Source organism: Xanthomonas campestris pv. badrii (assembly GCF_012848175.1).
Lineage (GTDB): Bacteria > Pseudomonadota > Gammaproteobacteria > Xanthomonadales > Xanthomonadaceae > Xanthomonas > Xanthomonas campestris_C.
This window is the reverse complement of record NZ_CP051651.1, coordinates 1,997,545-2,014,979: the sequence shown is the minus strand read 5'-3', so window position 1 is coordinate 2,014,979 and position 17,435 is coordinate 1,997,545. Positions and strand designations below refer to the sequence as shown.

Here is a 17,435-nt window from a genome sequence, read left to right as displayed (position 1 = left end):
CGCTCACCGTCGTGGGACCTTATGCGGCATGGATGCCGCATAAGAGCCTCCATGGACGGATTCACGGCGTGTCCCGCGATGGTGGGCGGGCAAGGGCCCTGCAGCCACACATCAGATCAGCAACGTCGCGAGCCGACCATCGCAAGCGCGCAGGCGAATCAATCCGGACGCCTGCAGAAGCTCGGAGCGCAATCCACCAACCAACTTCAGAAACCTGTGCAGGCCTGAACGCGCCCAAAAAGTGCCACCAGCCGCCTCACGGCGTATCGAACAAGCGGTTGCTGCGATGATCGCTGTCCGGCACCGCCACACCCACCCGCGCTGCGGCATGACGGTAGTTGTCCAGACGATGGATATCCCGTAACCGCGCAATATCCTCGTCCTGGATGGCATGCCAGCCCCACCGCTGGAACTGGCTCAGGAACCATTCGCCATCGGACAGCCACGGCATGTTCACCGCACCGTCGCGATGAAAGGCCAGTGCCGTCGCATCGCCGCTGGCCGCATCGGTGTCGGCATCCAGACACGCAGCAAGATGCGCTGCCGACACCCCGATATGCTGCGGTTCGGCCAGCCACTGCGCACACTGTGCGCGGTGGTCCGGGCCAGCATCCAGCCAGCGACAGGCCTCCAGCACGCAGGCCGTCAGCTGCTGCGTCAGCTCCGGCTGCAGGGCAGCGAATTCGCGCCGGCACGCCAGCACCTTTTCCGGATGGCCGGCCCACAGCTCGCCGCTGCGGATCACCCGTGCACCCACGCCTTTCGCCTGCGCCACGGCCGCCCATGGTTCGCCGGAGCAGTAGCCATCCACCAGCCCGCTGCCCAGCGCGTCGGGCATCTGCGGTGGTGGAATGCTGAGCACATCGACAGCGCGCATCGGGTCCACCCCGCCTGCAGCCAGCCAGTAATACAGCCACAACGCATGCGTGCCGGTGGGAAAGGTCTGCGCGAAGACCGCGCGCCGCCCCAGTCCGGCCAGTGCCTGCGGCAACGCCTGCCCGTCTGCCAGGGCCTGCGCCAGGGCGGGCGCCAGGGTGATCGCCTGGCCGTTGTGATTGAGCGTCATCAGCAAGCCCATCGCGCATTGCGGCCCGGCAATGCCCAGGTCGATGGCGTATACCAGGCTGGCCAGCGCGTGGGCGGCCTCCACCTCGCCCGCCAGCAGCCGATCGCGCACGCCCGCCCACGAGGCCTGCCGTTGCAGATCCAGGTGCAGGCCATGCGCGTGGTCCAGCCCCAGCCGCTGCGCAGCCACCAGCGGCGCGCAATCGATCAGCGGCATGTAGGCCACGCGCAGTACGGGAAGGTCGGCTTGGCTCATCGGTTCATCCCAGCAATTCGGCCATGGCCACGATGCGACGTGCCACTTCGGCCAGCTTGACGCCCTGCTTCATCGCCTGCTGGCGCAGCGCGGCATAGGCATCGGCCTCACTGAGGCCGCGTTTTTCCATCAGCAGACCCTTGGCGCGATCGATCTGCTTGCGGTCCTGCAGGGCTTGCTGGACCTCGTCCAGGCGTTTGCGCATGCTGCTCTCGTGCGCAAACCGCGCCAGCGCCACCTGCACGATCGGCGCCAACCGCGCCGGTGCCAGGCCATCGACCACATACGCGGTGACACCCGCACCGACCGCGGCATGGATCAGCGCATCGTCGCCATCGCCGGAAAACATCACCACCGGTCGCGGCGCATGCGTGTGCAGCATCGACAACTGCTCCAGGGTGTCGCGCGAGGGCGAATCCACGTCGATCACCACCACATCCGGCTGCTGGCTCTGTACCGCATGCAGCAGGGCACCCACCGAGGCCACATCGTCGAGCACCGTGTAGCCGGCGCGCGTGAGCGCCTGGCGCAATTGCCCGATCGGCTTTTCGGTATCGTTGACCAGCAAAACACGCATTGGCGGCAGCGAGGCGTGTGGACGTGATCCGATGGTGCCATGCAACATGCCGTTGGTGCGAGTCATCCTTTTGGGAGTGAGCCGATGCCGTTGTTCCCGTTGTTCGCCAATCTGCAGGGGCGCGCCGTGCTGGTGATCGGTGGCGGCGAGGTTGCCACGCGCAAGGTGCTGGCGCTGCTCAAGGCCGGCGCGCAGATTCGCCTGTACGCGCATGCGCTCTCGCCCGAGCTTGCGGACCTGATGCAGGCCGGTCGCTTCGAGCAACTGGGGGGCGAGTTCGATCCTGCCTGGATCGACACGGTGTGGCTGGTGGTCGCAGCCACCGACGACACCGGCTTGAACCAACGCGTTGCCGCCGCCGCAGGCGCGCGCCAGCGCCTGGTCAACGTGGTGGACGATGCCGAATTGTCCACCTATCAGGTGCCCGCAATCGTGGATCGCGACCCGCTGGTGATCGCCATTTCGTCTGCAGGCGCCGCGCCGATGCTGGCACGGCGCCTGCGCGAGCGGCTGGAGCGCGAGCTGGATGCTTCGGTAGGCCGCTTCGCCGGCCTGTTCGCGCAGCATCGCGAGCGCATCCGCAGCCAGTTCCCGGACATGAACCGGCGCCGGCGCTGGTTCGATCGCGTCATCGACGGCCAGGTGCCTGTGCTGCTGCAGTCCGGCGACGAGGCAGCGGCCGAAGCCGCATTCGCTGCGGCGCTGGACGACGCCGGCACGGTGCCGGCGCGTGGCAGCGTGCAGCTGGTGGGCACCGGCCCGGGCGATCCGGGCCTGCTCACCTTGAAGGCGTTGCGTGCGATGAACCTGGCCGACGTGTTGGTGGCCGGCGATGACATTCCCGATGCAGTGCTCGAGCTGGCGCGCCGCGACGCCTCCCGTCGTCCCATGCCGCACGCTGCCCAAGCGCAGCTGTCCCTGCTGCTGGACCTGGCCGGCGACGGGCTGCACGTGGTCGCGTTGCGCAGCGGCACCGGCTACGACGACGCTGCCGCCGCACCGATCGAATCTGCGTTACGCGCACAGGGGCTGGTCTGCGAGCGCGTGCCGGGCATCTACCAGGAGCGGCGCAAGCGACCTGCCGTGTGATCGCTCAGGTGGCCACGCCTGCGGAGCACGGCGCGCCCTTCAGGACGCAGCAGAAAGTAGTGCGCAACTGGCATGCAGGCGTCAATGGCAGGCAGCGTGCAAGGCAGCGACGCACCTGGTCCAACAGGTCATTCCTTCGGCAATCGCTTGCGCGCACTGTCGCGTACATCGATATCGAAGGTCACCTGCAGCGCCATGTGCTCTGCATGCCCGGCGCCTGCGTCGAAGCTGAAATGCAATCCCTCGCGGCTCGGCAAGCGACGCACGTGGTCTTCCAGCGCGTCGCGCGGCACCAGCAATTGCCAGTGATCGGTGGCGCAGTTGCAGGCCGCGTGACCACCGGTAAGGCTCACGCTGTGGCGTACCAGACGCGCGCCCTGACCGCTGGGGAGCCGGCTCAGATTATCGACGCTCTGCCCGGCCAGCAGCGCGGCCAGTTCGTCCTCGTCGATGCGGAACCGCACATGCTGGCCTTCAATCTGGATTCTCATGGATGAGCTGACTCCACTGCTCGGGCGTGTTGCAATTGACGAACGCGGCGCGTTCGCTGGTGGTGACAGCCACGCGATGGCTATGCAACGACTGCTGCAAGCTACGCAGCGAGCGTGACGACGCGGCGCCTGCCATCAACACCGCTACCGCATCCCGCACGGCGGCGTCCACGCACAGGCGCATCGGCAGCATCTGCGCTTCGAAGCTCACGCAGCGCTGCCGTACCGGCGCCAACAAACGTGCCAGCAGCGGCTCGGAGAGCAAGGGCATATCCACCGGCACCACCACCAGCTTGGTTCCATCGGCGACACGATCGAGCACGCTCGCCAGCCCGCCAATCGGCCCCAGGTCGGGCTGCCTGTCCGCGATGCCGGCGTACCCGGGCCGCTCGCCGCTGACCAGCACATCCTGGGCGCCCGCCGCGCGCAGCAAGGCCTGCATGTGCGCAATCAACGGTTGCCCATGCCAGCGGAGCAAGGCCTTGTCCTGCCCCATCCGTGAGGAGCGGCCGCCGGCCAGCACCACGCCGGTCCATGCCGATGCCGCGCTCATGCAGCGCATGGCCTTGCTGGGCCGACTTCACGCAGGCTCATGGCAGCACCGCCGGTGCCGCCGGCTGCAGATGCCCCAGGCCGAACACCTCCACCTGGGTGCTCGCTGCTGCAGTGTCGGCCTGCGGCTCCAGCACTGCCCACACATTGGCCTGCAATAACGGGGCAACGCGGAAGGACTCCTGCTGCGGCAGGATCTGCGCGCGCAACACTCCCGCGGCGCTGCACTGCAGGCGCGCGCGCAGATGCTGGCGCCAGGTCGGCCGTGCCTGCATCGGCGTCTCCAGAGCTACGCGCATGCCGCGCTCGGCCGGCATGCCCAACAAGCCGCGCAAGGCCGGCTCGACGAAGAAACGCAGCCCGGCGGCACTGGCCATCGGATTGCCTGGCAGGCCCACATACAACACCCCGTCGGGAAACCGCGCCAGCAGCACCGGTTTGCCCGGTCGCACCGCGACCTTGTGAAACAGCACGCCTGCGCCATGCCGCGCCAACGCGTCGGGCACGAAGTCATAGCGCCCACGCGAGACGGCACCGGTACTGAGAATCACCTCGGCCCCTGCACTGCGCGCCTGCGCCAGCGCCGCATCGAAGGCAGCATCGTCATCGCCCACCTGCCCTTGCCACACCAGCCGGGCACCTGCTGCGCGCAACTGGCTGCACAGATAGCTGCTGGTGCCATCGCGGATCTGGCCGTGCTGCAATGGCCGTGAGGGATCGCTGATCAATTCGCGCCCGGTCGCGATCAAGGCCACGCGCGGGCGCCGCACAACCTGGATCTGCGCGCACCCCAACCCGGCCAACAGCATCAGATGCGCGCCACGCAACACGGTGCCTGCCTCGATCACCACATCGCCCAGGCGCACATCCTCGCCGCGGCGACGAATATGCTGCCCCGCCCGCACGTCCGCGCGCAGACGAAACCGGATGGGGCGCACGCCGTCGTGTGCGAGCACGTGCACCTGTTCGATCGGCACCACCGTGTCGGCACCTGCAGGCACGCCGGCACCGGTCATGATTTCCCATGCTGCGCCCTCGGCGGCAGCGGCTGGATCTGCACCGGCGGGCACTGTATCTGCAATCAGGTGTTCGCTTCCCTCCGCCGCGCCAAGCCCGCGTGTGGCGATCGCAAAGCCGTCCATTGCACTGTTGTCGAAAGGCGGAAGCTCGGCCGGGCTCGACAGTGCCTGCGCAAGCACCCTGCCCTCGGCATCGGCGCTGTCCACCCATTCGCTGGCGAGCGTGGCGACCTGCTGATGCACGATGGCGAGTGCTTCGGCGTAGCTGATCATGAACGACACTGCCGCGCGATGGATGACCTGGCTAGGATACCGGGCTGCAGCGTGGGCGGTACAGCCGGACTGGTCAGGTGAAGGTGGAGCTTTGGACGCTGCGCGTTGGGAGGCGCTGCGCTTGAAGCTGCTCGCACGTGCTGCCCACATCTCGCATCGCACAGTGGCCGGCATCTTCTCGCCACTGCAGCGTATGGACTTCGTCGACCTCGTCGGATGGCTGGCTAGCGCCGTCCTCATCGCAACCCTGATTCGCCAGATCTACAAGCAATGGACCTCCGATGAGGCGCAGGGCGTGTCGCGCTGGTTGTTCATTGGTCAGATCAGCGCCTCGGTCCTGTTTATCCTCTACAGCCACTTGGTGGGCAACGCCGTGTTCATCGTCAGCAACGCGCTGATCCTGCTGACCGGCATCACTGGTTTCCTGCTGCACCGGATCAAGCGGCGTCGGCTTGGTTCTGCCAGGTGAGCCATGGTGCCCGGGCCAGCAAATGTGGACATCGTGAGTGAAGCACCGACAGGCTGAAGCAAGTCACCCGCGACCATCACTCGAAGGGTCGCAAGCAACACGCTGGTTGCTGGGCGTCATCGGAACCGGCCGATTGCGGCGCGTCACCACCGGGTCGTTGGCTGTCAGCGTCAATGGGCCCGTGTCGTCATGCAGTGCACGATTGGCTCGGGAACTTCACAGTCCCACGGCTATCATGCCGTTGGGCGAACCCGCCGCGACGCACCTGGCTTGCGCACGCGTTTCTGTGCGGCCACCTTGCGTGGTGGCGTGGCTTCGCTGGCACGCGCGCCGCCCGCCTTGTCTTTCCTCGCCACCTTGGCTGTGGTGGCCGTCGCCGGAACGCGCTTGGGTGCAAGCGTTGTTGCCTTCTTCGATACCCCCTTGCGCACTGCAGTCTTTTTCGCCGCCGCACGTGTGCTTGCTGCCGGTACCACCTCGGCCGCAGCACCCGCTTCGATCATCGCATCCGGCACGCGCACGCTGATCCAGGCCGGTGCATGATCGCTGGCCTTCTCCAGTGCCCGTATCCATTTGTCCACGCCGGCATCCTGCAGGCCAGGCGCCAGTGTGCGGTTGAGCAACAGATGGTCGATGCGCAGACCGCGGTTGCGCGCAAAGTGGTGCCGAAAATAATCCCAGAAGGTATAGACCGGCGCATCGCCATGCACGGCCAGCAGGCTGTCCGTCCAGCCCTGCTCCACCAATGTTTGGTAGGCCTGGCGGCTCTCAGGTTGCAGCAATGCATCCTTGCGCCAGCCCTTGGGGTCGTAGATATCGGCATCGCTGGGTACCACGTTGAAATCGCCGATCAGAGCGACCGGATGCGGTAGGTCCACCAGCGTCTTCGCATGGCGAATCAGTCGCTGAAACCAGGCAAGCTTGTAATCGAATTTGGGCCCGGGCTGCGGGTTGCCGTTCGGCAAATACAGGCAGGCCACCACCACGCCATGAATCGCCGCCTCCAGATAGCGGCTCTGCGTGTCGCTCGGATCCCATGGCAGGCCACGACGGATCTCCACCGGGTCGGCGCCGCGCGCCAGCAACGCCACTCCATTCCAGGCGCGCTGACCTTGCCAGATCACGCCGTAACCCGCGTCGCGAATGGCCTGCTCCGGAAAGGCCTCCTGCACCGCCTTCAGCTCCTGCAGGCCGACGATGTCAGGCTGCTCGCGCTTGAGCCATTCCAGTAGATGCGGCAGGCGGCTGGCGATTCCGTTGACGTTGAACGTGGCGATCTTGCGGATGGTGGTTGCCATGGCGTGTGGGCCGGTGCTCGCAGTCGTGAACACCCAGCATGGCGACCAGCGCATGAAGCCGATGCTCAAGCGAGGTGAAGCTGCACCGCTCCGACCTGCCGTTGCTCACGCCTTGCCCACCGCCCGCGCTCTTAGTCTGAGCATACTCACCTTTATTGGATTGCCATGCGACATTCAGCCGTGTTGATCGCCCTTACTCTGTGCGCCAGCTGTTCGCGCAGTCCACCGTCGGTCACCCCGCCGGGCGCACCGCAAAGCGCCAAAACCACTGTCCTGGAGGCCGGTGCCAAAGTACTGCAACCCAATGGGCCGGTGGGCAAGCTCGACATCTACCTTGTGGGCTTCCATCCGATGAAGGACGCGCCGGACCAGCAGATGGAGGCGCATCACTACTGCCAGCAAGTCAATGAGGACTTCGCGCAATGTGCGCTTTACGACGGCAACACCGCCCGCGCCAATCTCACCGGGGTGGAGTACATCATCTCCGAGGCGTTGTTCGCGCAGCTGCCCGAACCGGAGCGGGCGTTCTGGCATCCGCACAACGGCGAAATCCTGTCCGGCCAGTTGTCCGCTCCCAACCTGCCGTTGGTAGCGGAAAAGGAGCTGATGCGCAGCAAGATCAACAGCTATGGCAAGACCTGGCACACCTGGCATTCGCGCAGGGGCAGCGCGCCTGGCGACACGCTTCCGCTTGGCGCGCCGATGCTGGCCTGGTCGTTCAATCGAGATGGCGAGCTGCAGCAGTCGTTGATGGATCAGCGCGATCGGGCGGTGTCGGTCTCCACCGCCGAGCGCCGCGCCAATCGCCAGGACCTCGTCCCGCTGGCAAAGCCACAGCACGGGGTGGACGCATTGCGAGGCAAATTCAGCAACACCGAAGCCATCCCGGGCGTGCTCGACGCAGTCGGCCACTGAGGCACGCAGAGACCCTGCTGCATCTGCAGCAGGGGGACTGGCCGCTCCACGCGCAGTGCGCGCGAGCCTGAAAACAGCTACCGCACGCATGCAACCGTCGTGATGTCGTCCTTGCGGCCGGGCCGGCATCGCCTCGCGCAGCGCTCTCCCGGGGTCGGTATACAGGGCTGCACAGTCGCTTGTTAGCGGCTCTTAGCGTACCTCACCCGCGCCATTGGCCTGCAGGGCCTTGGCGTCGGCCAAGTGGTCGGCAACGTGATGCCGCGTGGTCTGCAGATGCTGCCGCACCTGCGGCGAGGCGGCGTTGGGGATGAGCTTGTCGTCGAGCGCGGCCAGCGCATCGGTGTGGTCCTTGACCATCGCTGTGACGTAGGCAGAAGAAAATGCCTGGCCTTCAAGCTTGCGCAACCTGTCTAGCTCGGCCTTGGACTTGGTCATCTGTGACTTGGCACCCATGGCCGACATGTCGGGCTGCCACTTGGCGATCTTCTGATTGTTGTCGGTGTGTTCCTTGACCATGCGTGTCGCGTAATCGCGCACGCTGCCCTGTACCTGTTTCTGCAGCGCGAGATTGGATGCACTGATCTCGCCGACATTGATTGCGCTCAACATGCCTAGCGCGTCGCGTTCATTCTCACCCGACGCTGCGGTACCGGCCTGCTGTTGCGTGGACGGCCTCGTGCTTGGTGCCGTGTTCTGTGCCTGTGTGGAAAAACTGATGCCGGCACACAGAGCCAGCAGGGCAAAAAGCGGGCGACGCATCTTCACGGCAAAACTCCAGCTGGATAAGGTGCCTGTCATGCTGGGCCGCACGACGTGACCCGATCGTCGCGCCCGCGTCACAACGTGGCGAAGGAATGTTGCTGCGCCGCAATGCATCCTCACATGGTCTGAAGGAGCTTTACGCCTGTGTCGCGCGGTTGAAAGTGACAGACCGACGTTCAACGCCACAGGCACAGACGTCGCAAGGCAGCGAACCACCGTGCGGTCCACGAGAAACCCGGTTTCAAAGCGCAAAAAGTGGCCATATGCGTGTTGAGCGAACGGCTGGCGGATGTGGCAACGCAAATAGCCGATCCCGCGGCGGCGGAGCCGGCTGATGACCCTGCAGCCTCTGCCAGGCGATCGTGTCGGATGCGATCCCGACGCGCCATTACGCGCCGGGATCGGCAGGTCCGAGCTGGTTGGCAGCCAGAATCTCATCGATGCGCTTGACGATCTGCGCCGCCTGCTCCTGGGATTGGGCCGCGTCGGTGATCTTCTCGGCATGCGCATGGAATACTTCCCAGAAGTCATCCGGGTGCCGGCTGCGAATCTCGGGCAACTGCTCTTCCAGGTGTTTCAACTGCGCATCGATGTCAGGGGTCATGAAGGGTTCCTTGTTCATAAAGCCGAGAGGCCTGGCGACCATCAGACGGAACAATGACCACGCTGTGCAAGCCGGCGCATGCGCCCTGCATCAAGCGCGAAGCTGCCGCATCACCGTCCAGTTCCGTCGTATCCACGTTACCGCCGCAGTGGTGAGCCCGATGGCAAGGCGGCGCATGCAAAAAGTGCCCCCCCTCTATCAGGGTCGCGGTTGCAGGGGGCATTTGTCGCGATGGTCAGCGGCTGAGGGATGCCGCTCCGGCGACTGCGCGTACCATTCAGGTGACACCGTGGCATTGCATGGTGCCGCCCGGGGCGATCGGCGGCGCCACAGGCAACGCAGCCTGATCTCAGCCACGCGCATGCCTGCGCCGCGACGTGGCCTTCATGGGCGTGCAGCAGTTTGGCACCGAGCGACGGCGCAAGGCACGTGCTGCGCCCGCGTTTGCGCGACAATAGCGCCATGAGCAGCCACGACATCTCCCCCGCCGATGCGCGCGTACGCGCCCTGCAGGGCGCCTTGCTGATCGATATCCGGCAACTGCACGAGCGTGCAAGCGGCCAGGCCGAAGGCGCCACGGCCATCGCACAAGCTGATCTGGAAGCTGAGCCCAGCCACCACCTGCCCGAGCAGGCGCGCGAGATCGTGTTGATCTGCCAGAGCGGCAAGCGTTCTGCGCAGACGGCCGCAAGCTTGCGTGCGCACGGGTTCACCCGGGTCACCTCGGTGCTGGGCGGTACCACGGCATGGCAGGGCGCCGGCTTGCCGGTGGTGCGCCCGTCGCTGCCCGCAGACGAGCAGGACTTTCTGGAACGCTATTCGCGGCACTTGCGGCTGCCGCAGGTCGGGTTCGAAGGCCAGCAGCGATTGGCCCGTGCGCGCGTACTGCTGATCGGCGCAGGCGGCCTTGGTTCGCCGGCGGCGTTCTATCTGGCGGCGGCTGGCGTTGGCCACCTGCGTCTGGCCGACGATGATGTGGTCGACCGCAGCAATCTGCAGCGCCAGATCCTGCATACCGAAGCCAGTGTCGGCCTCGCCAAGGTCGACTCGGCGGCGCAACGTATTGCCGCGCTCAATCCGCGTGTGCAGATCGACGCGGTGCAGACACGGGTCACCGCAGCGAATGTGGAAGCCTTGCTGCAGGACGTGGACATCGTGGTCGATGGCGCCGACAACTTTCCTGCGCGCTATCTGCTCAACGACGCCTGCGTCAGGCTGGGCAAACCGCTGGTCTACGGCGCGGTGCAACAGTTCGAGGGCCAGGTGAGCGTGTTCGATGCTGGCCGCAATCGTGGCCATGCGCCCTGCTACCGCTGCCTGTTCCCCGAGCCACCGCCGCCCGAATTTGCACCCAGCTGCGCCGAAGCCGGCGTGCTTGGCGTACTGCCCGGTGTGATTGGCCTGCTGCAGGCAACCGAGGCGGTGAAGTTGCTGCTCGGCATTGGCGACAGTCTGGCCGGGCGTCTGCTCAGCTTCGATGCGCTGTCGATGCGGTTTCGCGAAATCCGCCTGCCGCCGGATCCGCAATGCCCGGTCTGTGCGCCAGGCGCGCCGTTTGCGGGGTACCCGGATGACGCCGCATTCTGCGGCAGCGCCCTCGGCTGAGGCCTGCCATCGCGCTGGCGCGCGCGTAGCGCAGTCGCCGCGCTACACCGTAGTGCCGGTCATCTAGTGCGCAAGCGCCAGGAATGCATGCATTCCTGGCACGCCTACAGCGCGTAAGGAATCACCCGCACGATCTCGCCAGCCTCGAAACGACGCGCCTGCTCCGGCAGCACGATCAGCGCATTGCTGTCGGCGGCACCGCGCAGCAGATGCGAGGCGTCACCAGGCTGCGGCAGCGCGCTCAGGCGTCCATCCGCGCCGCACTCCAGTCGCCCGCGCAGAAATTCCAGCCGCTCGTGGCGCTTTTCCCAGGGGCTGGCCAGCGCGGCATTCCACAGCGGCCGTGGCTCGCTGCGGCCCTGCAGGCCATCGAGCAACGGCACGCCGTAGGCGATCAGCGTTGCCAGCACCGAGACCGGATTGCCTGGCAGCCCCAGGATCACGCAGCGGCCGATCTGCCCCAGCACCGCCGGCATGCCCGGGCGCATGCGTACACGCCAGAAATGGATCTGGCCCAGTTCGCCGATCAGCCGCGGCAGATAATCCTTTTCCCCTGCCGACACGCCGCCACAGGTGATCACCACATCGAACGCAGCCGCTGCATCTTCCAGCATGGTGCGGATGCGTTGCGGATCATCCGGCAACGTCGGCCACGCGGTGGGCGCATAGCCCAGCGCCCGCAGCTGCGCCATCAGCATGTCGCGATTGCTGTTGTAGATCTGGCCGGGGCCCAGCGGCATGCCCGGCTCCACCAGCTCGTCGCCGGTGGCCAGCACCGCGATGGTGGGCCGCGGCGCCACCGTCAGCCGCGAGACCCCCAGCGCCGCCGCCAGCCCGATGCGGGCCGGGGTCAGCACCTGCCCGGCCTGGATCACCAGATCGCCCGCACGCACATCGCTGCCAGCCAGGCGCACCGAGGCACCCGCGCCTGGCGCAGTACGGATGAGCACCATGCCATCGCGCTCTTCGGTGTCTTCCTTGGGCACCACGGTGTCGGCACCGGCCGGCAGCGGCGCGCCGGTAGTGATGCGCAGGCATTGCCCTGGACCCAGCATGCCGTCCCAGCGCTCGCCGGCGAATTGCTCGCCGACCAGCTGCAGGCGAGGTTGCGCCTCCACCAGATCGGCATGCCGCAGCGCAAAGCCGTCCATCGCACTATTGGCGAACGGAGGCAGCGCGAGCGGAGCAATCAGATCGCCGGCACAAATGCGCCCATCGGCACGTGCGGTGGCAATGGTTTCGTCCGGCGGACGATTGGCGCCCGCCACGGCATGCAGGATCTGCAGCGCCTGCGCGTAGGCAATACGGGTGGGATAGTCGTTCATGCCGCGAAGGATACCAGCGCCTCGCCAAAGGCCGGTGCGCAGCGCCACCTCGGAAGACATTGCTGCATCTGGCACACGACACGCAGCAGCCCATGCGCTGCCGCACGCGTCGTCGAGACCACGTCGCGCATGCGCGACGTGGTGGCGGGTCTTACTTGCCCTTGACGTGCCGCATCAGGCGCCGCTTGCGCGCAACCTGGCGGTCGGTCAGCGGGTTCTTCTTGCCTTCGTACGGATTGGCGCCTTCGCGGAAGATGAAACGCACCGGCGTGCCGACCAGCTTGAAACGCTTGCGGAAGAAGTTCTCCAGATAGCGCTTGTACGACTCCGGCAGCACCTTCAGGCGCGTGCCGTGAACGATGAAGGTCGGCGGGTTCGCACCGCCCGGATGCACGTAACGCAGCTTGGAGACATGGCCACGGATGCTCGGCGGCGGATTGGTCTCGTAGGCGATTTCCAGCGCCTGGTTCACTTCGCTGGTGCTGAATTCATGCGTGGCCGATGCATGTGCGCGATGAATCGCCTGGAACAACTCGCGCATGCCCGAGCCATGCAGTGCAGAGATCCGCACCGCCTCGGCCCAGTTCACGAAGCCCAGCTTGCGCGACAGCAGGTCTTCGGCCTGCGCCCGCTGGTAGTCGCTCTGCCCGTCCCACTTGTTGATCGCCACCACCAGCGCACGGCCGGCATCCAGGATGGCGCCCAGAATCGTTGCATCCTGGTCGGTCACGCCTTCGGTGGCATCGAGCATCAGCACCGCGACCTGGCATTGCTCGATCGCCTGCAGCGTCTTGAACGCGCTGAACTTCTCCACCGCCTCTTCCACCTTGCCACGGCGGCGCAGGCCGGCGGTATCGATCAGGCGGTATTGGCGGTTGTCGCGTTCCAGATCCACCGCGATCGAATCGCGGGTGGTGCCCGGCACTTCGGAGGCGATCATGCGCTCCTCGCCCAGCAAGCGGTTGACCAAGGTGGACTTGCCCACGTTCGGCCGGCCGACGAAGGCGATGCGCACGCGCGCCGGGTCGTTGTCCAGCAGCTCGCCGGCCCCTTCTTCCGGCAGCCGTGCACCGACTTCCTCGAGCAGTTCGTCGATGCCCTGCCGATGCGCGGCAGACAACGCCACCACGTCGGAGAACCCGTAGCGCGCGAATTCCGAGCGCACGGTTTCTTCATCGGTACCGTCGATCTTGTTGATCACCAGCACGGTGGGACGCGCCAGTTTGCGCAACCAGGCCAGGATTTCGTCGTCGAGCGAGGACGCACCTTCGCGGCCATCGACCACGAACAGCACCAGATCCGCTTCGCCGGCGGCGGCACGCGCCTGACGCGCGGTGGCGCCGGCCAGGCCTTCTTCCTCGCCGGCGATACCGCCGGTATCGACGACGATGAAGGGTTGCTGCTCGTCGAGGCGGCAGACACCGTAATTGCGGTCGCGGGTGACGCCGGGCTGGTCGTGGACCAGCGCGTCACGGGTGCGCGTCAGCGCATTGAAGATGGTGGACTTGCCGACATTGGGCCGTCCAACCAGGGCGACCAGGGGCAGCATCGCAAGGTCCTTATTGTGCCAACCGGAAGGCGGACAGATCGCCGTCGGTGTTTTGTACCAGCAGAATGCCATCCACGACTACCGGCTGCGCCAGCAGCGTGTCGCGTCCAGCGCGAGCGCGCGCGGCCAGTGCACCGTCGCTGAGCTTCAGCCAGTGCAGGTAGCCCTTGTAATCGCCGACGACGGCATAGTCGCCCTGGATGGCCACACCGGTGAGCGAGCGGCGCGCCAGGGCAGCCTGCGACCACATCGCCGCACCGCTGGCCTTGTCCAGGCCCCAGACGGTGCCGGCATTGTCGGCCACCACCACATTGCCGGACGACACGCCCGGGCCACCTGGACCGCCATGATCGCGCGTCCACAGCGGACGGCCGCTCGGGCCTTCCAATGCAAGGGTTTCGTTCTTGAAGCTGGTGGCATACAGCGTGGTGCCATCCAGCACCGGCGCGCCGTCCACGTCGGACATGCGCTCCAGCTCGGTACGGCCTTCCGGCACGCCGATGGCTTGCTCCCACAACGGGCGACCGTCCTGCAGTGCCAGCGCGCTCAAGGTGCCGCTGTCGTTGCCCACGAACACCACGCCCGGGCCGGTCACGATCGGCGCATTGCCGCGCACCGACAAGGTCGGGCCTTCCTCGGAATGGAACCAGCGACGCTCGCCGGTGGCGGCATCGAATGCGGTCACACGACCGTCGTTGCTGCGCACCAGCACCAGATTCTGCGCGACTGCCGGTGCGGCGATCACTTCGTTCGGCACCTTGGCGCGCCACTTTTCAGTGCCGTCGGCCTGGTTCAGGGCAATCACATCGCCGGACAGGCTACCGATCACCACCAGGCCTTCGCCAACGCCGGGACCACCGGACAGGCGCTGCTTGAACTTACGATCGTTGCGCTCTTCCTTCTTGGGCTTGTATTCCCATACGCGCTTGCCGGTCTGCAGGTCCAGTGCCTGCACGCCACCGGTGATCGCTGCGGCATACACCTTGCCATCGGCCACGGCCGGGCGCTGGCGCACGCCGATATGCCCTTCGCCCTTGCCCACCCCGGTGGACCAGATCTTGTCGACCTTGACCGAGGGCTCGAACTTGACCAGCTCGGCAGGTTCCTGCGCCTTCTTGGCAGCCGCATCCTTACCGGCAAACCAGCCCTTGACGGTGCTGCAACCGGCCAACGAGGCGCCCATCAGGGCGATCAACGCAATGCGCTTGTACATGGTGTCCTGCTTCATCAAATCTGCTCCGCCGGATCGGGCACCTTGCCGCCCACATCCATCAGCTTGGTTTCCAGCAAGCGGCGCTGCGGCGAGGCCACGTCCACCGTGGTCAGGGCCTTGGTATACAGCGCACGCGCCTCATCGGGCTTGCCCTGCGCGACCAGTGCATCGGCGCGGATTTCCAGGCTGGCATGGTCCTGCGCATCGGCCAGCAGCTTGATCGCTTCGTCGGGCTTGCCGCTTTCGATCAGCACGCGCGCCAGGCGCTGCTGCACGATCTGCTTGAGCTCGCCTTCGGCGGGCACGTCACGCAGGGTCTTGATCGCTTCGGCATTCTTGCCGGCGTCGACCTGGGCCTTGGCCAGACGCAGTGCCGCAAGCTCGGCGTAGATGCCGCCCTTGCCGTCGTCCAGCGCCACGATGTCCTTGGCGGCCTTGTCCAGGTTCTTGGCCTGGATCGACTTCACCACCGCCTCGTAACGGGCGTTGGCTTCAACCAGTTCGGTATTGGTGCGCTTTTGCCACCACTGCCAGCCCAGGATCAGTGCCAGCCCGAGCAGGACACCGCCCACCAGACCCGCGCCATTCTTTCTCAACCAGGAACGAACACGTTCGCCTTGTTCGTGTTCGTCCAGCAGATCGTCGATCGCCATGCGTACTCTCGCTCCGTCATCCCGGAGGCGCGGAACATCAAAAGGGAAAAATGAAAAACCGCAGTCCGCTTCACTCGGAAGCAGGCACCACGGAGCCGTCGGAGGATACCGCAAAACGTGCCACGTTAGCGCGCTGGAACGGTTTCACATCGACGATACTGCCGCCTTGCTGAACCTCTACCGCCGACGCATTGCCCAGCACGATGCGACCCACCTGGCCCGGCGAATAGCTGCGATGTTCGCCAGCGCGAATCAGTGCCTTCTCCACCGCAGTGCCATCCGGCGCCAGGATCTGTACCCAGCTGTCGCCACTGAAACTCAGCGACAGGCCACCGCCAGCGGCAGGTGCCGGCGTCTCGCTGGCCGGAGTCGCGCGCGGTACCGGCGTCATCGACGCGATATACGGCGCCGGCTGTTCGCGTGGCGTGGCCGCAGGCTGCGCTGCGGTGGCGGCCGGGTCACCGGCCTTGCTGGCCACCGGCATGCTGTCCAGCGACACCGTGCTCGGCGCCTTGCCATCCAGGTGCGAGCGGGTCGCGTACCAGACCGGCACGGCGAACACGCCGGTGATGACAACGTACATGGCCTTGCGCGCAGTACTTTCGAAAATGCGGCGCGCACGCGGCGTATGAGTGTGGCTCACCAGCTTGACCGGCTCCACCGGCGCAAGGGTGGCTTGCTGCAACAACGGTTGCAGGTCGACCTGCAACAGGCGCGCATAACTGCGCAACTGCCCGCGCACGAACACCGGCGCGCCCAGGCGCTGCCAGTCTTCCTGCTCCAGCGAGCGCACCACGTGGGCCGGCATGCGCAGCTTGCCCGCCACTTCGTCCACGCTCAGACCTGCTGCCTCGCGCGCTTCGCGCAAATGCTGTCCGCAGCCCTTTTCCTGCTCGAAAGGGTTCGGATTGGAATCACTGATCACAATGCATTGGCCCCGGGATTAGCGGTCGCTGCGTCAGGAAATTCCTTGACCAACCGCTGTTGGTAACGGCCGGCGGCTACCTTGTCGCCCAGCCCTTGCTCAATCTGAATGGCGAGTTGTAACACGGAAGCCGTTGCCGGTGCAGCCGCGAGCCTCCGTTCGACGAATGCGCGCGCCTCGAAAAAATTGCGGCGCCCTGCTTCCAGACGCGCCATCGATTCCAGCGCATAGGGATTATTCGGATCCAACTCCAGCGCCTTGCGCAGATCGCCGGTCGCACGTTCGGGCTGACCAGCCTTCAGCGCACAACCACCGGCATTACCAAGCGCAGACGCTGGCGATGCATAGGCTCTGTCGGTGAGTGCCCGATCGAACCACAGCAGCGATTCGGCAGGCGAGCCATTCGCGCACAGCCAGGCACCGTAGTTATTCAGCACATCGCCACGCTGGGGAGCCAGCTCGGCGGCGCGGCGGTACGATGCGCCCGACCCGGTCACATCGCCCCTGGCGCCCTGGATCAGGGCCAGCATGCCGATGGCATCCACCGACTGCGAATCCTTCTTCAACGCCGCCCGCACCTGCTCTTCGGCACCGGCGTAATCGCCGGTCTGCAGCCGATTGCGCGCCAGGCCCAGCTTCTCCTGGATGGCAAGACGATTCTTGGTGGCCTTGTCGTCGCGGAACGAATACACCGGCGCGACTTCTTCCACACGCTTGGCCGAACCGGCCTTGGCATTGCGCCCGCCGCAGCCAACCGCGCACAACGCGATCGCCACGGCCGCCATTAACGCG

At 66.1% G+C, this 17,435-nt stretch carries 18 protein-coding genes; 4 read left to right on the top strand and 14 right to left on the bottom strand.

The annotated features are described in order from the left end of the window. Positions 1–256 precede the first annotated feature (256 nt). On the bottom strand, positions 257–1,321 hold the full coding sequence (locus tag HG421_RS08495; RefSeq protein ID WP_169706027.1) for a CmpA/NrtA family ABC transporter substrate-binding protein: 1,065 nt from the start codon (positions 1,319–1,321) through the stop codon (positions 257–259). A gap of 4 nt (positions 1,322–1,325) precedes the next feature. Continuing rightward, positions 1,326–1,898 carry an ANTAR domain-containing response regulator gene (locus HG421_RS08490; protein ID WP_169706026.1) on the bottom strand — a complete coding sequence of 191 codons (573 nt, stop codon included), beginning with the start codon at positions 1,896–1,898 and terminating at the stop codon, positions 1,326–1,328. Positions 1,899–1,982: 84 nt separating this feature from the next. Between HG421_RS08490 and HG421_RS08485 the strand changes: the two genes are divergently transcribed. Then, positions 1,983–2,987, top strand: a complete 1,005-nt coding sequence (locus HG421_RS08485; RefSeq protein ID WP_169706025.1) for an NAD(P)-dependent oxidoreductase — start codon at positions 1,983–1,985, stop codon at positions 2,985–2,987. A gap of 128 nt (positions 2,988–3,115) precedes the next feature. Here the strand turns inward: HG421_RS08485 and HG421_RS08480 are convergent, their stop codons facing one another. The 3 genes from HG421_RS08480 to HG421_RS08470 are packed head-to-tail and all read right to left on the bottom strand — an operon-like array spanning position 3,116 to position 5,322. After that, complete coding sequence (locus HG421_RS08480; RefSeq protein ID WP_169706024.1) at positions 3,116–3,478, bottom strand: hypothetical protein; 363 nt, start codon at positions 3,476–3,478, stop codon at positions 3,116–3,118. Then, a complete protein-coding gene (locus HG421_RS08475; RefSeq protein WP_169706023.1) occupies positions 3,462–4,031 on the bottom strand; it encodes a molybdenum cofactor guanylyltransferase in 570 nt (189 codons plus the stop codon). Before HG421_RS08475 ends, HG421_RS08480 begins: the two co-directional genes overlap by 17 nt. Positions 4,032–4,068: 37 nt before the next feature. Then, complete coding sequence (locus tag HG421_RS08470) at positions 4,069–5,322, bottom strand: molybdopterin molybdotransferase MoeA (RefSeq protein ID WP_169706022.1); 1,254 nt, start codon at positions 5,320–5,322, stop codon at positions 4,069–4,071. Positions 5,323–5,515: 193 nt separating this feature from the next. Here HG421_RS08470 and HG421_RS08465 point away from each other — a divergent pair, with 193 nt between their 5' ends. Beyond that, positions 5,516–5,791: a hypothetical protein gene (locus HG421_RS08465; protein ID WP_169708135.1), complete on the top strand. Its 276-nt coding sequence runs from the start codon at positions 5,516–5,518 to the stop codon at positions 5,789–5,791. Positions 5,792–6,024: 233 nt separating this feature from the next. Here HG421_RS08465 and xth read toward each other — a convergent pair whose 3' ends face one another. Continuing rightward, complete coding sequence (gene xth / locus HG421_RS08460; RefSeq protein WP_248279484.1) at positions 6,025–7,089, bottom strand: exodeoxyribonuclease III; 1,065 nt, start codon at positions 7,087–7,089, stop codon at positions 6,025–6,027. Between the two features lie 165 nt (positions 7,090–7,254). Between xth and HG421_RS08455 the strand changes: the two genes are divergently transcribed. Then, complete coding sequence (locus HG421_RS08455; protein ID WP_169706021.1) at positions 7,255–8,004, top strand: OBAP family protein; 750 nt, start codon at positions 7,255–7,257, stop codon at positions 8,002–8,004. A 192-nt stretch (positions 8,005–8,196) separates the two neighbouring features. Here the strand turns inward: HG421_RS08455 and HG421_RS08450 are convergent, their stop codons facing one another. Both HG421_RS08450 and HG421_RS08445 read right to left on the bottom strand, forming a co-directional pair. Then, positions 8,197–8,772: a DUF4142 domain-containing protein gene (locus HG421_RS08450; protein ID WP_169708134.1), complete on the bottom strand. Its 576-nt coding sequence runs from the start codon at positions 8,770–8,772 to the stop codon at positions 8,197–8,199. 385 nt (positions 8,773–9,157) lie between these two features. Beyond that, positions 9,158–9,373: a hypothetical protein gene (locus tag HG421_RS08445; protein WP_169706020.1), complete on the bottom strand. Its 216-nt coding sequence runs from the start codon at positions 9,371–9,373 to the stop codon at positions 9,158–9,160. 462 nt (positions 9,374–9,835) lie between these two features. Between HG421_RS08445 and moeB the strand changes: the two genes are divergently transcribed. After that, positions 9,836–10,978, top strand: coding sequence for a molybdopterin-synthase adenylyltransferase MoeB (moeB, locus tag HG421_RS08440; protein ID WP_169706019.1), 1,143 nt, complete (start codon positions 9,836–9,838; stop codon positions 10,976–10,978). A gap of 104 nt (positions 10,979–11,082) precedes the next feature. Here moeB and HG421_RS08435 read toward each other — a convergent pair whose 3' ends face one another. The 6 genes from HG421_RS08435 to pilW all read right to left on the bottom strand — a co-directional run bounded on the left by HG421_RS08435 (position 11,083) and on the right by pilW (position 17,428). After that, positions 11,083–12,303, bottom strand: coding sequence for a molybdopterin molybdotransferase MoeA (locus HG421_RS08435; RefSeq protein ID WP_169706018.1), 1,221 nt, complete (start codon positions 12,301–12,303; stop codon positions 11,083–11,085). A 151-nt stretch (positions 12,304–12,454) separates the two neighbouring features. Beyond that, positions 12,455–13,852 carry a ribosome biogenesis GTPase Der gene (gene der / locus HG421_RS08430; protein ID WP_169706017.1) on the bottom strand — a complete coding sequence of 466 codons (1,398 nt, stop codon included), beginning with the start codon at positions 13,850–13,852 and terminating at the stop codon, positions 12,455–12,457. A 10-nt stretch (positions 13,853–13,862) separates the two neighbouring features. Continuing rightward, positions 13,863–15,080: an outer membrane protein assembly factor BamB gene (gene bamB, locus HG421_RS08425; protein ID WP_169706016.1), complete on the bottom strand. Its 1,218-nt coding sequence runs from the start codon at positions 15,078–15,080 to the stop codon at positions 13,863–13,865. Further along, positions 15,080–15,718 carry a YfgM family protein gene (locus HG421_RS08420; protein ID WP_169706015.1) on the bottom strand — a complete coding sequence of 213 codons (639 nt, stop codon included), beginning with the start codon at positions 15,716–15,718 and terminating at the stop codon, positions 15,080–15,082. Before HG421_RS08420 ends, bamB begins: the two co-directional genes overlap by 1 nt. Positions 15,719–15,788: 70 nt before the next feature. Beyond that, entirely contained in the window at positions 15,789–16,643 is an 855-nt protein-coding gene (locus HG421_RS08415; RefSeq protein WP_169706014.1) for a helix-turn-helix domain-containing protein, read from the bottom strand. Further along, positions 16,640–17,428 (bottom strand): type IV pilus biogenesis/stability protein PilW, encoded by a 789-nt coding sequence (gene pilW / locus HG421_RS08410; protein WP_169706013.1) that lies wholly within the window; start codon positions 17,426–17,428, stop codon positions 16,640–16,642. Before pilW ends, HG421_RS08415 begins: the two co-directional genes overlap by 4 nt. Positions 17,429–17,435: the final 7 nt, after the last annotated feature.

What these genes read in the sequence shown, in the direction of transcription:
- HG421_RS08445 (WP_169706020.1), bottom strand. Translation starts at nt 9,373, where the DNA reads ATGACCCCTGACATCGATGCGCAGTTGAAACACCTGGAAGAGCAGTTG.
- HG421_RS08455 (WP_169706021.1), top strand. Translation starts at nt 7,255, where the DNA reads ATGCGACATTCAGCCGTGTTGATCGCCCTTACTCTGTGCGCCAGCTGT.
- HG421_RS08475 (WP_169706023.1), bottom strand. Translation starts at nt 4,031, where the DNA reads ATGAGCGCGGCATCGGCATGGACCGGCGTGGTGCTGGCCGGCGGCCGC.
- xth (WP_248279484.1), bottom strand. Translation starts at nt 7,089, where the DNA reads ATGGCAACCACCATCCGCAAGATCGCCACGTTCAACGTCAACGGAATC.
- bamB (WP_169706016.1), bottom strand. Translation starts at nt 15,080, where the DNA reads ATGAAGCAGGACACCATGTACAAGCGCATTGCGTTGATCGCCCTGATG.
- der (WP_169706017.1), bottom strand. Translation starts at nt 13,852, where the DNA reads ATGCTGCCCCTGGTCGCCCTGGTTGGACGGCCCAATGTCGGCAAGTCC.
- HG421_RS08495 (WP_169706027.1), bottom strand. Translation starts at nt 1,321, where the DNA reads ATGAGCCAAGCCGACCTTCCCGTACTGCGCGTGGCCTACATGCCGCTG.
- HG421_RS08490 (WP_169706026.1), bottom strand. Translation starts at nt 1,898, where the DNA reads ATGCGTGTTTTGCTGGTCAACGATACCGAAAAGCCGATCGGGCAATTG.
- pilW (WP_169706013.1), bottom strand. Translation starts at nt 17,428, where the DNA reads ATGGCGGCCGTGGCGATCGCGTTGTGCGCGGTTGGCTGCGGCGGGCGC.
- moeB (WP_169706019.1), top strand. Translation starts at nt 9,836, where the DNA reads ATGAGCAGCCACGACATCTCCCCCGCCGATGCGCGCGTACGCGCCCTG.
- HG421_RS08480 (WP_169706024.1), bottom strand. Translation starts at nt 3,478, where the DNA reads ATGAGAATCCAGATTGAAGGCCAGCATGTGCGGTTCCGCATCGACGAG.
- HG421_RS08420 (WP_169706015.1), bottom strand. Translation starts at nt 15,718, where the DNA reads ATGGCGATCGACGATCTGCTGGACGAACACGAACAAGGCGAACGTGTT.
- HG421_RS08470 (WP_169706022.1), bottom strand. Translation starts at nt 5,322, where the DNA reads ATGATCAGCTACGCCGAAGCACTCGCCATCGTGCATCAGCAGGTCGCC.
- HG421_RS08485 (WP_169706025.1), top strand. Translation starts at nt 1,983, where the DNA reads ATGCCGTTGTTCCCGTTGTTCGCCAATCTGCAGGGGCGCGCCGTGCTG.
- HG421_RS08435 (WP_169706018.1), bottom strand. Translation starts at nt 12,303, where the DNA reads ATGAACGACTATCCCACCCGTATTGCCTACGCGCAGGCGCTGCAGATC.
- HG421_RS08465 (WP_169708135.1), top strand. Translation starts at nt 5,516, where the DNA reads ATGGACTTCGTCGACCTCGTCGGATGGCTGGCTAGCGCCGTCCTCATC.